This is a genomic window from Allobosea sp. TWI1241, assembly GCF_039673065.1.
Classification (GTDB): Bacteria; Pseudomonadota; Alphaproteobacteria; order Rhizobiales; family Beijerinckiaceae; genus Allobosea.
The window spans coordinates 128098-141752 of the sequence record NZ_JBDJKW010000001.1; the positions used below are offsets into that span (position 1 = coordinate 128098).

The window sequence follows — 13655 nt, forward strand, 5'->3', positions numbered from 1 at the left end:
GGTTACGCCATCGCGCGCGGACGCGCAACGGCACCGATCGCAGGATCAGGCCGCGCGCCTCACGCGGGCGCGGCGAGGCAGCTCAGATAGAAGCCGTCAGTGCCGGTGCGGCGCGGCGAGAGCTGCAGGCCCTGGCGCGTGGCGAAACGCGCGAGAAGCCCGAAATCGACCTCGCCCGCTGCCAGCACGTCGCGCAGCGCCACCGGCCGGAAGCCGGGATGGCGCTCGAGGAAAGCCTCGACCGCCAGGTCGTTCTCCTCCGGCAGCACCGAGCAGGTGACATAGGCGATGCGTCCGCCGGGCTTCACCAGACGCGCGGCGCGATCGAGCACCTGGGCCTGGTCCTTGATGCGCTCGGCCAGCGCGCCGGGGCGCACCCGCCATTTCGCATCAGGGTTGCGCCGCCAGGTGCCGGAGCCGGTGCAAGGCGCGTCGACCAGGACGAGATCGGCGGTGCCGGCGAGATCGGCGAGCGCCTCATGGCCGCGGCTCTTGGGCACCCGCACCTCGACCGTGCCGGCCCCGGCGCGCTTGAGGCGGTCATGCAGCGGCGCCAGCCGGCGGCTGTCGAGATCGGTCGCGACGATGCGCGTGCCCTCCCCCGTCAGCGCGGCGAGCGCCAGCGTCTTGCCGCCGGCGCCGGCGCAGAGATCGATCACGGTCTGGCCCGGCTTCGCACCGCTGAGCAGCGTCACCAGTTGCGAGCCCTCGTCCTGGATCTCGAACTGCCCGTCGAAGAAGCCGGGCTCGCTCTGCAGGGACGGGCCGCGCCCGTCCGGCCCCGGCTGGAAGCGCAGCGCATCGGGCGACCAGGCGCCCGGCTCTGGCTGGAGATGGGCGAGCGCGGCCTGCAGGCGCTCGCGGGTGACGACCAGCCGGTTGGCGCGGATATCGACCGGCGCGCGCCCGGCCAGCGCCTCGCCCTCTGCCACCGCTTCTTCGCCGAAGGCCTCGACGAAGCCGGGCCACAGCCATTCCGGCACGTCGGCGCGAACATGGCCCGGCGCGACGGCGAGATTGCGGGTGACGATGCTCGCCACCTCCTGCTCGCTCAGCGGCGCCGGCGCATAGCCGTCGCCGGAGAACAGGGCGGCGATCTCCTCGACCTCCATGCCGCGCTGGCTGACCAGCATGCCGATGACCAGCGCGCGCGCCGTCTCCTCGCCGAGCGTGAAGGCCGAGGAGGCGCGGCGGCGCAGCGCGTCATAGACCAGCGAGGCGACCGCGGCGCGATCCTTCGAGCCGGCGAAGCGGCGCGACAGCCCCCAGTCCTTGAGGGCGTCGGCGGCGGGCCGCCGGCGCTCGATCAGGTCGGCGAGGACCTCGATGGCTGCGCTGATGCGGGCGGCGGGCGTCATGACTGGCGGCTTCCTGCAAACGGCCCCGTCGCGCAACGAATTGGACCGATTCTGATGTTCCGGGCGGCTCTTGACGCCGTCGTTTCACAAGCAGAAAGACGATACAACCCTTCTGCTGCAACGTCCGTCCAGGAGATGCCCCGATGGCCACGCTGACCCGCCTCGCGCTTGCCGGTTTCCTCCTCACCGCGCTGGCGGCCTGCGCCACCCAGCAGCAGGACCTGACGCCCCCGCCGGCGAAGGCACTCGACGCCAAGACCACGCTCGAGAACCGCCGCTGACGTCAGGCCGGCCCGCTCCGCGCCGCCTCCGGTCCCGCAACGAGAAAGCCCGCCGGCCTCGCGGCCGACGGGCTTTTTTCGTGTGGTGAGAGCGCCGGTCAGTCGCAGACGCGGGTTGTGCGGCGGACCTGGCCGCGCGGGGTGTCGCGCGTCTCGGTCACGGTCCTGCAGCCGCGGCCGGCGCGATAGTCGCGGCGGCGCTCATAGCGCTCGCGACGCTCCTGCGCCCGGTAGCGCTCTTCGCGGCGGATCTCGCGATCCATTGCGCGCTCACGCGGGCTGCGCGGATCGACGGTGACGCCGCCGGGGCCGATATTGAGGGTCTGCGCCGCCGCCGGGGCGGCGCTGAGGCCGATGCCGCCGAGCAGCAGCCCGCCGACCAGGGTCGAAACCAGCAGTCTCATGAATGTCTCCTCGATGTTTCGAGGACAACAACACCGCTGATCCCGACAGGTTCCGCCAACGGGCACCGGCCGCGAGGCGGCCGATGCCGAGGATCGCCCCGCTCAGTGCAGGATCTGGCTGAGGAAGAGCCGGGTGCGCTCGTGCTGCGGGTTCTTGAAGAACTCGTCCGGGCGGTTCATCTCGACGATCTGCCCGGCATCCATGAAGATCACCCGGTCCGCGACCTGGCGAGCGAAGCCCATCTCGTGGGTGACGCAGAGCATGGTCATGCCCTCGTCCGCCAGCGAGACCATGGTGTCGAGCACCTCCTTGACCATCTCGGGATCGAGCGCCGAGGTCGGCTCGTCGAACAGCATGATCTTCGGGCTCATGCACAGCGAGCGCGCGATAGCGACGCGCTGCTGCTGGCCGCCGGAGAGCTGGCCGGGATACTTCGCCGCCTGCTCCGGGATCTTGACCCGGGTCAGGTAGTGCATGGCGATCTCCTCGGCATCCTTCCGGGGCATCTTCTTCACCCAGATCGGCGCCAGCGTCAGGTTCTCGAGGATCGTCAGATGCGGGAACAGGTTGAAGTGCTGGAACACCATGCCGACATCGCGGCGGATCTCGTCGATCTTCTTGAGATCGTTGGTCAGCTCGGTGCCGTCGACGATGATCTGGCCCTGCTGGTGCTCCTCGAGCCGGTTGATGCAGCGGATCATCGTCGACTTGCCGGAGCCGGACGGTCCGCAGATCACCAGCTTCTCGCCGCGCTCGACCTTGAGGTCGATGTCGCGCAGCACGTGGAACTCGCCGTACCACTTGTTGACGCCGATCATCTGGACCGCGGTGTCGGTCTGGAGCGCGGTGGGTTTCAGCGCCGCCGGGCGGGTGGTGGTCTCTGCCATGGCCATGGTCTCGGTCCCCCTAACGCTTTTGACCAGCTGCCAGCCGGCGCTCGACCGCGATCGAATAGCGCGACATGCCCCAGCAGCACAGGAAGTAGAAAACGGCGGCGAAGCCGTAGCCCGTCGCACGGGTCGTCGGCGTCGCCCAGGTCGGGTCGGTCAGCGACGCCTCGATCGTACGCAGGAAGTCGAAGATGCCGACGATCATCACCAGCGTCGTGTCCTTGAACAGGCCGATGAAGGTGTTGACGATCCCTGGGATCACGATGCGCAGCGCCTGCGGCAGGATGATCAGCCGCATCATGCTCCAGTAGCCGAGGCCGAGCGACATCGCGCCCTCATACTGGCCCTTCGGAATCGCCTGCAGGCCGCCGCGGATCACCTCGGCCATATAGGCGGAGGCGAACATGGCGACGCCGATCAGCGGGCGCAGCAGCCGGTCGGGCGAATACTCCTGCGGCACGAACAGCGGCAGCATGGTGTTGGCCATGAACAGCACGGTGATCAGCGGCACGCCGCGCACGAACTCGATTAAGATCACCGAGATGAGCTGGATGATCGGCAGGCGCGAGCGACGCCCCAGCGCCAGCAGCACGCCGAAGGGCAGCGAGAACACGATGCCGACCGCCGCGATCAGCAGCGTCACCGTGATGCCGCCCCACAGGCCGGTATCCACCCGCGGCAGCCCGATCGAGCTCTCGATCATGCCGAGCGCGGCGAACACCAGCAGCGCGAACAGGATGAGCTGCTTCTGCTCCCAGAAGCGCTTGAGCGGCGACATCTCCTCGACGACCGCGATCGCCGCGTCGCCCATGTAGAAGCGCACCAGCCGCGGCGCGAAGGAAAGCACGGCGTAGACCGCCGCCAGCGCCAGCGTGACGAACAGGCAGGTGCGCAGCAGGGCCGCGACGCCGGCGCCGCCGAGCAGCAGCGAATAGGCGCTGAGCGGCATCAGCACGAAGAAGTAGAAGAAGCCCAGCCGCTTGTAAGGCACCCGGCTCCACAGCAGCCAGACGACACCGATGGCGAACATCGCGAAGACGATGTTGACCCGCCAGCGCTGTGTCACCGGGTAGGAGCCGTAGATGAAGTACTGGTAGCGGTCGGCGACGTAGGCCCAGCAGGCGCCCACCGGCCGCCCCGCGGTCTCGGCCAGGCAGGCCTCGCGATTGGTCCCGGTCCACACCGCGTCGAGAATGTAGAAGCGGATCATCCCCGGCAGCGTCGTGACGACGATGTAGAGGCACAGCAGCGTCAGCAGCGTGTTGACGGGGCCGGAGAACAGGTTGTTGCGGATCCAGGCCAGCGGCCCCGCCACGGAGGCCGGTGCCGGGCGTTCCGGCAGGGTCTCGCGACGGATGAAGGCGTAGGGCGCGTTTTCGGTGACTGCGTCGGTCATGTGCGCCCCCTCACCGTTCCACCAGCGCCATGCGCTGATTGTAGATGTTCATGATCAGCGAGGTGACCAGCGAGATCGTCAGGTAGACCGCCATGGTGATCGCCACCACCTCGACCGCCTGCCCGGTCTGGTTCAGCACCGTGCCGGTGAAGACCTGGACGAGATCGGGATAGCCGATGGCCACCGCCAGCGAGGAGTTCTTGGTCAGGTTGAGGTAGTTCGAGGTCAGCGGCGGGATGATGACGCGCATGGCCTGCGGGATCACCACCAGCTTGAGCGTCGGCCCCGACCGCAGCCCCAGCGCATGGGCGGCCTCGGTCTGGCCCTTCGAGACCGCGAGGATGCCGGCGCGCACGACCTCGGCGATGAAGCCGGCCGTATAGGTGGTGAGGCCGAGCAGCAGCGCCACGAATTCCGGGAAGACCTGGATGCCGCCGCGTAGGTTGAAGCCCGCCAGCTCCGGATAGATGAAGGAGACCGGGCGGCCGAGCACGAAATAGAGCGCCAGCGGCAGCAGCACGATCAGCCCGAGCGCCACCCAGCCGATCGGATACTGCCGGCCGGTGCGGGCCTGCTGGCGACGCGCCCAGAAGCGGAATGCGATGCTGGCCACGATGCCGAGGACCAGCGCCCAGACGAGGACGCTGCCGCCGGGCCCGAGCTGCGGATCCGGCAGATAGAGCCCGCGATTGTTGATGAAGATGCCGCCCGGCAGCGTGATCGACTGGCGCGGATTCGGCAGCGGCTTGAGCACCGCATTGTACCAGAAGAACAGCTGCAGCAGGAGCGGCAGGTTCCGGATCACCTCGACATAGACCATCGCGATCTTGGCGACGACCCAGTTGTTGGAGAGGCGCGCCACGCCGACGGCGAAGCCGAGGAAGGTCGAAAGCACGATGCCGATCGAGGCGACAAGCAGCGTGTTGAGCAGGCCGACCCAGAAGGCGCGGCCATAAGTACCGGCAGAGGCGCTGTACTCGATCAGCTTCTGGTTGATGTCGAAGCCGGAGGCGTTGGTCCAGAAATCGAAGCCGGAGGCGATCTTCTGCGCCCGCAGGTTCTCGATCGCGTTCGAGGCGGCGGACCAGACCAGGAAGCCCACCGCGGCAAGCAGGAGCAGCTGGTAGGCATAGCCCCGGATCTTCGGATCGTAGAGCAGGGAGGCCCTGCCCGGTCGAACCGGCTCGGATGATGACGTGGACACCTATGAACGCCCCTTGTTCTGTGACGGCCGGAGGTCCGGTTGCGATCTCGCGATCGAGACACGGCCTCGTTTCTTGTCGGCTCGTCCTGTTTTACGGCGGCCGGATCGCCAGAGGCGAATCCGTATGGACCGGAAGGTCCGGAGTGCTAGTCGAAACGGGAGGAGGTCGCCAGCGTAAGGGACGCGCTACGCACGGCCCTGACCGGGCGCGGAGCCCGCGGTCCGTCGAACAGCGCCACGAAGGCCAGCCAGGCACCGATGGTCGCAACACCCTCGCGCCCGTCAGCGCTCGAAGGACGGGGCCGGCCGGCCTGGCGGGACGTCGCCGCCTCGCGCGGTCGTATCCCGAGCACGGCCCGCAGGGCCGTCAGCATGCGAGTCCCCATATCGTATCCCCTTGATCGCGCGGAGCGGGTTCGAGCCCGCCCTCTGGTATCGTCAGCAAGGATCGGGCCAGTATCGCCCCGATCCGCCTCCTTGGGGTATCGACGTCCGGAAGTCCTGCCGCGGCGGTCGCCCGCCGCGGCAGTTCGTCAGATCAGCGCACCGGCGGGGCGTATTGCAGGCCGCCCTTGGTCCACAGCGCGTTCTGGCCGCGGGCGATCTTCAGCAGCGAGCCCGAGCCGACATTGCGCTCGAAGCTCTCGCCGTAATTGCCGACATGCTTGATGATCCGGTAGGCCCAGTCGGGCGTCAGGCCGATCGCCTCGCCGAACTTGCCCTCGGTGCCGAGGAGACGCTTGATCTCCGGGTTCGGCGACTTGAGCATCTCGTCGACATTCGCCTGCGTCACGCCGAGCTCCTCGGCGTTCAGCATGGCGAAGTGCACCCACTTCACCAGGTTGAACCACTGCTGGTCGTTGTTGCGGGTCGAGGGGCCGAGCGGCTCCTTCGAGATGATCTCGGGCAGGACCATGTGATCGTCCGGCGCGGTAAGCTTCAGACGCTCGGAATACAGGCCCGACGCGTCCGTGGTGAAGGCGTCGCAGCGGCCGGAATCATAGGCCTTCACCGTCTCGTCGCTGGTCGCGAAGGCCACGACCTCGTATTTCAGGTTGTTGGCGCGGAAGAAGTCGGCGAGGTTCAGCTCGGTGGTCGTGCCCTGCTGCGTGCAAACCGAGGCGCCCGAAAGCTCCAGCGCCGAGGTGACGCCGAGCTTCTTGCGGACCATGAAGCCCTGGCCGTCATAGTAGTTCACGCCGGTGAAGAGCAGGCCGAGCGAGGTGTCGCGCGACATCGTCCAGGTGGTGTTGCGCACCAGTACGTCGACCTCGCCCGACTGGAGCGCGGTGAAGCGGTCCTTGGCCGAGAGCGGGATGAACTTCACCTTGGCCGGATCGTTGAAGATCGTCGCCGAGATGGCCCGGCACAGCTCGACGTCGAGCCCCTTCCAGTTGCCCTGCGCGTCCGGCATGGCGAAGCCGGCCAGGCCGGTGTTGGCGCCGCAGTTCAGGATGCCGCGGCTCTTGACCTGGGCCAGCGTCTGCGGCGCCTGCGCCTGGGACGCCGTGGCGGCGAGAGCGAGACCGAAACCGGCGACGGCGGCCGCCGTGAACTTCTTCATCGTGAAACTCCCCTGTTGTCGACTCCGGCCGCAGGCCGGTGTCATTCGTACCGTTCACCCTCGGCATCGCCGCGCCTTACTCGCGCTGTTCGCTGCCGTTTCTTGGTCCCGGCCGGTCGCCGCAGCGCCGCGCTGGGTGGCCGACAGCGGAATGCCGCCGTCCGGCCTCTTTTCAGTGCGGCCATCACATGCGAGTTTCCGGAGGTGGTCAAGTGCGACCGCCCCCGCCTCAGAGAGCGCTGCAGCCCCCGACATGAAGAAGCTACCGCCGTCCGAATTCGCCAAGCTGAGCGAAAAAACCCGCCTCGTGCTGGCGGGTCGCGATCCGACCGATTCCTATGGGTTCGTCAATACGCCTATCGTCCGGGGGTCCACGGTCGTCTATCCGAACACCGACGACTTCATGGTGCGGAAGGCGCGTTACTCCTACGGAACGCAGGGCAATCCGACGATCGACGCGCTGCTCGCCGCGATCGACACGATGGAGGGCGGCGCCGGCTCGGTGGTGGTCCCCTCGGGGCTGATGGCCTGCACGCTGCCGTTGCTGGCCAATCTCGAGGCCGGCGATCACCTGCTGGTCACCGACAGCGTCTACCGGCCGACCCGCAGCTTCTGCGACAAGATTCTGCCGCGCTACGGCGTCGAGGTCACCTACTACGATCCCGCGATCGGCGGCGACATCGCCAGCCTGTTCAAGCCGAACACCAAGGTCGTGTGGACGGAAGCTCCCGGCTCCCAGACCTTCGAGATGCAGGACATTCCGGCGATCGTCGCCGCCTGCCATGCCCGCGACATCCTGGTGATGATGGACAACACCTGGGCGACGCCGCTGTTCTTCCGCGCCCACGACTTCGGCGTCGACATCTCGGTGCAGGCCGGCACCAAGTATTTCGGCGGCCATTCCGACGTGCTGATCGGCACGATCTCGGCCCGGACGCCCGAACTCTACAAGCGCCTGCGCGAGACCTGGGAGACGATCGGCGTCATCATCGCGCCCGAGGACGCCTTCCTGACGCTGCGCGGCATCCGCACCATGAAGCTGCGGCTCGCCGAGCAGATGCCGGCCGGCATCGAGATGGCCCGCTGGCTCGCCGCGCGCCCGGAAGTGGCGCGGGTGATGCACCCTGCCCTGCCCGACGATCCCGGCCACGCGATCTGGAAGCGCGACTTCACCGGCGCCTCCTCGCTGTTCGCGATCGAGCTGAAGCCGGTCTCGATGAAGGCTGTCGGCGCGATGCTCGACGGGCTGACCCTGTTCGGCATCGGCGCCTCCTGGGGCGGCTATGAGAGCCTGGTCCTGCCCTTCGACTGCGCGAGCTACCGCACGGCGACCAGGCCGAGCCATGCCGGCCCGACCATCCGCTTCCATATCGGGCTGGAGGATCTTGCCGACCTCAAGGCCGATCTCGAGGCCGGCTTCGCGCGCCTGCGCGCCGCCGCCTGAGGCGAATCTGCTCCGGGCCGGGCGTCAGCCTGGCCCGGAGTTGGTGTCCTCGCCGCGCGCCCGGGCGCGCAGCACGAACTGCAGATTGCGCAGGTAGACGAATACGCCGAAGCCCTGGCCGACGATGAAGACAGGATCGCGGCGATAGAGCGCGTAGATCAGCAGCAGCGCGCCGCCGCCGATCGAGAACCACCAGAAGGTCATCGGCACGACCGAGCGCTGCGCCTTCTCGCTGGCCAGCCACTGCACCACGAAGCGCATGGTGAACAGGCCCTGCGCCACGATGCCGAGCAGCACCCACCAGTCGACATTGTTGACGAAGACGTCGTGGAAATAGCCACCCACGACATTTTGCAGGTCGACAAGCATCAGCGCGCCTCCTGGACGATCTGCGGCACCCGCCGGCGCCGCCGAATGAGCCACCAGACCCCGGCGAGATCGAGGATCCCGACCCAGAGCCTGTCGAAGAAGCCGTAATTCGAGACGCCGGTCAGCCGCGGCCGGTCGCGGACGTCGTGATGCAGCACCTCGTAGCCCTCGCGCACGACGAGCGCCGGCATGAAGCGGTGCAGCGCGTCGAAATAGGGCAGCGCCAGATAGGCCTCGCGGCGGAAGCACTTCAGGCCGCAGCCGGTATCGCGCGTGTCGTCCTTGAGCACGGCGCGGCGGACGCGGTTGGCGATGCGCGACTGGAAGCGCTTGAAGCCGGTATCCTTGCGGCCGACGCGCTGGCCCTGCACCAGCCCGGCGCCCGGGCCGGCGCTCTCGATCTGCGTCAGCATGGCCGGGATGAAGGCCGGGTCGTTCTGGCCGTCGCCGTCCAGCGTCACCACGATTGGGCCCGAGGCGGCGCGCACGCCGCTGCGGACCGCGGCCGACTGGCCGCAGGACTGCGCATGCGTGACGACGCGCAGCCAGGGCCTCGTCGCCTGGAGCGCGCGGAGCGCGGCAGGCGTGCCATCGCTGGAGCCGTCATCGACATAGACCAGCTCGAACGGGCCGGCGGCGGCGCAGGCCGCCTCGATGTCCTGCACGAGCGGGGCGATGTTGCCCTCCTCGTTGCGCACGGGCACGACGATGCTGAAGCGCGGGGGGCCGGCGATGGGCGCGGGCTGGATCACGGAAATCGGTCTTTCTGCTTACGGGGCGCGCAAACTGCTGCAACCGGCCGCGCGGGGCAAGGGCCGGTCACTCCTTGACGTAGACGGCGATCGACAGGCGCTTGCCGCCATTGAGGTTGAAGCCGCGGATCGTGGTCACCAGCCTCGGCGCCAGCGTCAGGCCGGCGATGCCTTCGGCGAGGCCCTCGGCGGACCGCGCCTCGACCAGCGCCACCCGGCAGCCCGGCTCGCGCAGGAAGCCCGCCGCGGCCGCGCCGTCATAGCCCATCGCCAGATCGGTGCCGACCAGGAAGACCAGGCTCGGTTCGCGATAGCCGACGGTCATCACCTTCGGGGCAGCGCAGGGCAGCGCGCGCACCGTCTCGGCCAGGCGCGGCGAGGTGTGGAGCGAGCGCAGGCTCGGCACCCCGAAACCGTAGACGCCGATCCCGAGCAGCAGGCTCGCCACGACCCCGCGCCAGAGCGCGCGCTCGGTGTGCCCGGCCAGGAAGGTGCGCACGCAGAGCACCGCGAAGGCCAGCGCCAGCGCGAGGATCGGCAGGGCGACGAAAGGCAGCGTGCGGTCGAGCGTCCAGTTGCCCCAGAGAATGACGCCGACCAGCGCGGTCGGCACCAGCACGACGAGCAGCGCGGTCGCCGTGGCGCCGCGGCGGGCGCGGTCGATGCCGCCGTTCAGCATGGCCAGCAGCAGCAGGGCGGTGATCGCCGGATAGAGCGGCAGCACGTAATGCGGCAGCTTGGTGGGCACCGCCTCGAACACCAGCCAGGACGGCACGATCCAGGCCAGCAGGAAGACGACCTGCGGCTCGCGCCGGCGCAGCCAGGCGAAGGGGATCGCCATCGCCGCCAGTGCCGCCGCCGGCCAGTAGGTGCCGAAAAACAGCACGAGATAGAGCCCGGGCGGTCCCCAGTGCTTCTCCTGCCCCTCGCCGACCTTGCCGAGCATGTCCTTGCCGACGCTCTCGCTGAAGAAGTCGCCGCCGGTCTTGAGCGCGATCGCCACGAACCAGGGCAGCACCACCACGAGGCAGAGCAGCAGGCCGCGCCCGGGCTTAAGCGCATAGAACCAGCGCAGCGTCCGCTCGCGCAGCGAGAGCACGACCACCGCCAGCCCCCAGACCATCGGCACGATCGGTCCCTTGACCAGCAGCGCCAGCGCCGTCGCCGACCAGAACACCAGCCAGTTCCAGCGGCTCGGCACGAAGGCGAGCGAGCGTGTCCAGTCCAGCCAGGCGCGAGCGAGCGCCCCCATGGTCGCCACCGCGCAGGCGGCGAGCACCGCATCGGTCTTCGCGATCCTGGCCTCGACCCCGAGCAGCGCCGCGCCCGCCATCAGCGCCCCGCCCAGCAAGGCCAGCGGCGGCGAGAGGAAGGCGAGCAGCGCCCAGTAGGTCAGCAGCACCGTCCCGATGGCGCCGATCAGCGAGGGAATGCGATAGAGCCAGATCTGCGTGCGCGCCTCGGGCACGCCGAGCGCCTCGCCGGCCGAGACCGCCGCCGATTGCAGCCAGTAGATGCCGACCGGCTTCTTGTGCCGCGCCTCCTCCTGGAAGCGGATGTCGACGAAGTCGCGCGTCTCCAGCATCTGCTTGGTCGCCTGCGCGAAACGCGGCTCGTCGCGGTCGAAGGGCGGCAGGCTGGCGAAGCCGGGCAGGAAGGCACCGAGCGACAGCAGCACCAGCAGCAGGCAGGCACGCCAGTGGCTGACGGAGGCGAAGGCCGTGAGCCGGTCTAGGCCGGAGCCGAACGGGTTCATCAGCACTCCTTGCGGCTGCATCGGGAGCGGCCGGGAACGAGAGGTCACGGCGCAGCCGACAGCGGCCAGCGCCTCGCGCACGGCCCGCGCGACATGGCCGGACCGTCCGCGCCGTTTACGGCTTCGGGCCGCCAGCGGCAAGATGGGCGGCCTCGCGGCGATGCCGCATGGCGGGCGGCCAACCGCCCGCTCCGGGAACCGTGCGCCCCCCCGCCCGTTCCTCTTTCATGGTTCACACGCCGCGGCAGCGGCGGCACCATGCCGCCGTGCCCAAGGTCGAAACCGCCTTACGGGGAGAGCAGGAATGAAGATGCCGATCGCCGTCCACACCGAAGAAGACTATGCGCAAGCGCAGGAGCGCGTGGCCGAGCTCAGCACCGAGCCGGACAGCAAGGAAAAGGACCGCGAACTCGAAGCGCTGGCCGAGGCGATGCTCGCCTTCGAGCTGCGCCGCGACGAGGCGTTGAGCTGACGAACGCTCCCTTGCGGAGCCTACGCCCGCACGGCTAGCCGACCGAAGCGGGCCGTGTCGGCAGCGACGAGCGCGCCGCGCCGACGCCGGCCTTTCCGCGCGGCAACGCACAGCCGGGCTTGCACCAAAGCCTGACGGACGGGCGATGGACAGGCCGGGCCTCCCCGCTTAAGCCGTGACGACAAGCTTTGTCGGCTCGCGGGGAGACGCTCCATGAAGGACATTCTCGACCATCTCGAATCCCGCCGCGAAGGCGCCCGCCAGGGCGGCGGCGAACGCCGCATCGCGGCGCAGCACGGCAAAGGCAAGCTGACTGCCCGCGAGCGCATCGAGCTGCTGCTCGACAAGGACTCCTTCGAGGAGTTCGACATGTTCGTGCAGCAGCGCTGCGTCGATTTCGGCATGGACAAGGCCGAGAAGATCCCCGGCGACGGCGTCGTCACCGGCTGGGGCACGGTCAACGGCCGCACCGTCTTCGTCTTCTCGAAGGATTTCACCGTCTTCGGCGGCTCGCTTTCCGAGACCCATGCCCAGAAGATCATGAAGATCCAGGACATGGCGCTGAAGATGCGCGCGCCGATCGTCGGCCTGTTCGACGCCGGCGGCGCCCGCATCCAGGAGGGCGTCGCGGCGCTCGGCGGCTATGGCGAGGTCTTCAAGCGCAATGTCGCCGCCTCCGGCGTCATCCCGCAGATCTCGGTGATCATGGGCCCCTGCGCCGGCGGCGACGTCTACTCCCCGGCGATGACCGACTTCATCTTCATGGTGCGCGACACGAGCTACATGTTCGTGACCGGCCCGGAGGTGGTGAAGACCGTCACCAACGAGACGGTCACCTCGGAAGAGCTCGGCGGCGCCAAGGTCCACACCTCGCGCTCTTCCGTCGCCGACGGCTCGTTCGAGAACGATGTCGAGGCGCTCCTGCAGGTCCGCCGCCTGATCGACTTCCTGCCCGCCAACAATCTCGACGGCCCGCCGGAATGGCCGAGCTTCGACGTGCCGGACCGCGTCGACACCAGCCTCGACACGCTGGTGCCCGACAACCCGAACAAGCCCTACGACATCAAAGAGCTGATCCTGAAGACGGTCGACGAGAGCGACTTCTTCGAGATCCAGGCGGCCTATGCCGGCAACATCGTCACCGGCTTCGGCCGGATCGAGGGCCGTACCGTCGGCATCGTCGCCAACCAGCCCATGGTGCTGGCCGGCGTGCTCGACTCCGACGCCAGCCGCAAGGCCGCGCGCTTCGTGCGCTTCTGCGACGCCTTCGAGATTCCGATCGTCACCTTCGTCGACGTGCCGGGCTTCCTGCCGGGCACCGCGCAGGAATATGGCGGGCTGATCAAGCACGGCGCCAAGCTGCTCTACGCCTATAGCGAGTGCACCGTGCCGCTCGTCACCGTGATCACCCGCAAGGCCTTCGGCGGCGCCTATGACGTGATGGCCTCCAAGCATATCGGCGCCGACGTCAACTACGCCTGGCCGACCGCGCAGATCGCGGTGATGGGCGCCAAGGGCGCGGTCGAGATCATCTTCCGCGGCATGGACGCGGATGGCATCGCGGCGAAGACGAAGGAATACGAGGACCGCTTCATGTCGCCCTTCGTGGCGGCCGAGCGTGGCTATGTCGACGAGGTGATCATGCCGCATTCGACGCGCCGGCGGATCGCCCGCGCGCTCGCAATGCTGCGCACCAAGAATGTCGAGCGACCCTGGCGCAAGCACGACAACATCCCGCTCTGACGGGAGACGCGGCGCCCGGCC

Annotated in this window: 13 protein-coding genes; 4 read left to right on the top strand and 9 right to left on the bottom strand. The window is 68.6% G+C overall.

The genetic code is table 11. From position 1 onward, the window contains the following. Window positions 1-59: 59 nt before the first annotated feature. The gene (locus ABE438_RS00670; RefSeq protein ID WP_346500224.1) at window positions 60-1358 is read right to left on the bottom strand and encodes an RsmB/NOP family class I SAM-dependent RNA methyltransferase; all 1299 of its coding nucleotides are present in this window, start codon (window positions 1356-1358) and stop codon (window positions 60-62) included. 143 nt (window positions 1359-1501) lie between these two features. Here ABE438_RS00670 and ABE438_RS00675 point away from each other — a divergent pair, with 143 nt between their 5' ends. Further along, complete coding sequence (locus tag ABE438_RS00675; protein WP_346500226.1) at window positions 1502-1639, top strand: hypothetical protein; 138 nt, start codon at window positions 1502-1504, stop codon at window positions 1637-1639. Window positions 1640-1737: 98 nt separating this feature from the next. Here ABE438_RS00675 and ABE438_RS00680 read toward each other — a convergent pair whose 3' ends face one another. The 5 genes from ABE438_RS00680 to ABE438_RS00700 all read right to left on the bottom strand — a co-directional run bounded on the left by ABE438_RS00680 (window position 1738) and on the right by ABE438_RS00700 (window position 7098). Beyond that, window positions 1738-2043 carry a hypothetical protein gene (locus ABE438_RS00680; protein ID WP_346500227.1) on the bottom strand — a complete coding sequence of 102 codons (306 nt, stop codon included), beginning with the start codon at window positions 2041-2043 and terminating at the stop codon, window positions 1738-1740. Window positions 2044-2145: 102 nt separating this feature from the next. Next, entirely contained in the window at window positions 2146-2931 is a 786-nt protein-coding gene (locus ABE438_RS00685; RefSeq protein WP_346501016.1) for an amino acid ABC transporter ATP-binding protein, read from the bottom strand. Window positions 2932-2950: 19 nt separating this feature from the next. Then, the gene (locus ABE438_RS00690; RefSeq protein ID WP_346500229.1) at window positions 2951-4330 is read right to left on the bottom strand and encodes an amino acid ABC transporter permease; all 1380 of its coding nucleotides are present in this window, start codon (window positions 4328-4330) and stop codon (window positions 2951-2953) included. A 10-nt stretch (window positions 4331-4340) separates the two neighbouring features. Then, entirely contained in the window at window positions 4341-5534 is a 1194-nt protein-coding gene (locus tag ABE438_RS00695) for an amino acid ABC transporter permease (protein WP_346500231.1), read from the bottom strand. A 538-nt stretch (window positions 5535-6072) separates the two neighbouring features. Next, window positions 6073-7098 carry an amino acid ABC transporter substrate-binding protein gene (locus ABE438_RS00700; RefSeq protein ID WP_346500233.1) on the bottom strand — a complete coding sequence of 342 codons (1026 nt, stop codon included), beginning with the start codon at window positions 7096-7098 and terminating at the stop codon, window positions 6073-6075. Window positions 7099-7351: 253 nt separating this feature from the next. Here ABE438_RS00700 and metC point away from each other — a divergent pair, with 253 nt between their 5' ends. After that, the gene (gene metC, locus ABE438_RS00705; protein ID WP_346500235.1) at window positions 7352-8542 is read left to right on the top strand and encodes a cystathionine beta-lyase; all 1191 of its coding nucleotides are present in this window, start codon (window positions 7352-7354) and stop codon (window positions 8540-8542) included. Window positions 8543-8566: 24 nt separating this feature from the next. Here the strand turns inward: metC and ABE438_RS00710 are convergent, their stop codons facing one another. From ABE438_RS00710 to ABE438_RS00720, 3 genes are all read right to left on the bottom strand, one after another. Then, complete coding sequence (locus tag ABE438_RS00710; RefSeq protein WP_346500237.1) at window positions 8567-8911, bottom strand: lipid-A-disaccharide synthase N-terminal domain-containing protein; 345 nt, start codon at window positions 8909-8911, stop codon at window positions 8567-8569. Then, the gene (locus ABE438_RS00715) at window positions 8911-9660 is read right to left on the bottom strand and encodes a glycosyltransferase family 2 protein (protein ID WP_465248540.1); all 750 of its coding nucleotides are present in this window, start codon (window positions 9658-9660) and stop codon (window positions 8911-8913) included. The genes ABE438_RS00710 and ABE438_RS00715 overlap by 1 nt, the downstream gene beginning before the upstream one ends. Window positions 9661-9730: 70 nt before the next feature. Further along, entirely contained in the window at window positions 9731-11419 is a 1689-nt protein-coding gene (locus tag ABE438_RS00720) for an ArnT family glycosyltransferase (protein ID WP_346500241.1), read from the bottom strand. Between the two features lie 304 nt (window positions 11420-11723). On the opposite strand from ABE438_RS00720, the gene ABE438_RS00725 reads away from it, so the two are divergent. Together ABE438_RS00725 and ABE438_RS00730 are read left to right on the top strand one after the other, a co-directional pair. Next, window positions 11724-11891 carry a hypothetical protein gene (locus tag ABE438_RS00725; RefSeq protein WP_346500243.1) on the top strand — a complete coding sequence of 56 codons (168 nt, stop codon included), beginning with the start codon at window positions 11724-11726 and terminating at the stop codon, window positions 11889-11891. Window positions 11892-12104: 213 nt separating this feature from the next. Then, on the top strand, window positions 12105-13634 hold the full coding sequence (locus ABE438_RS00730; RefSeq protein WP_346500245.1) for an acyl-CoA carboxylase subunit beta: 1530 nt from the start codon (window positions 12105-12107) through the stop codon (window positions 13632-13634). Window positions 13635-13655: the final 21 nt, after the last annotated feature.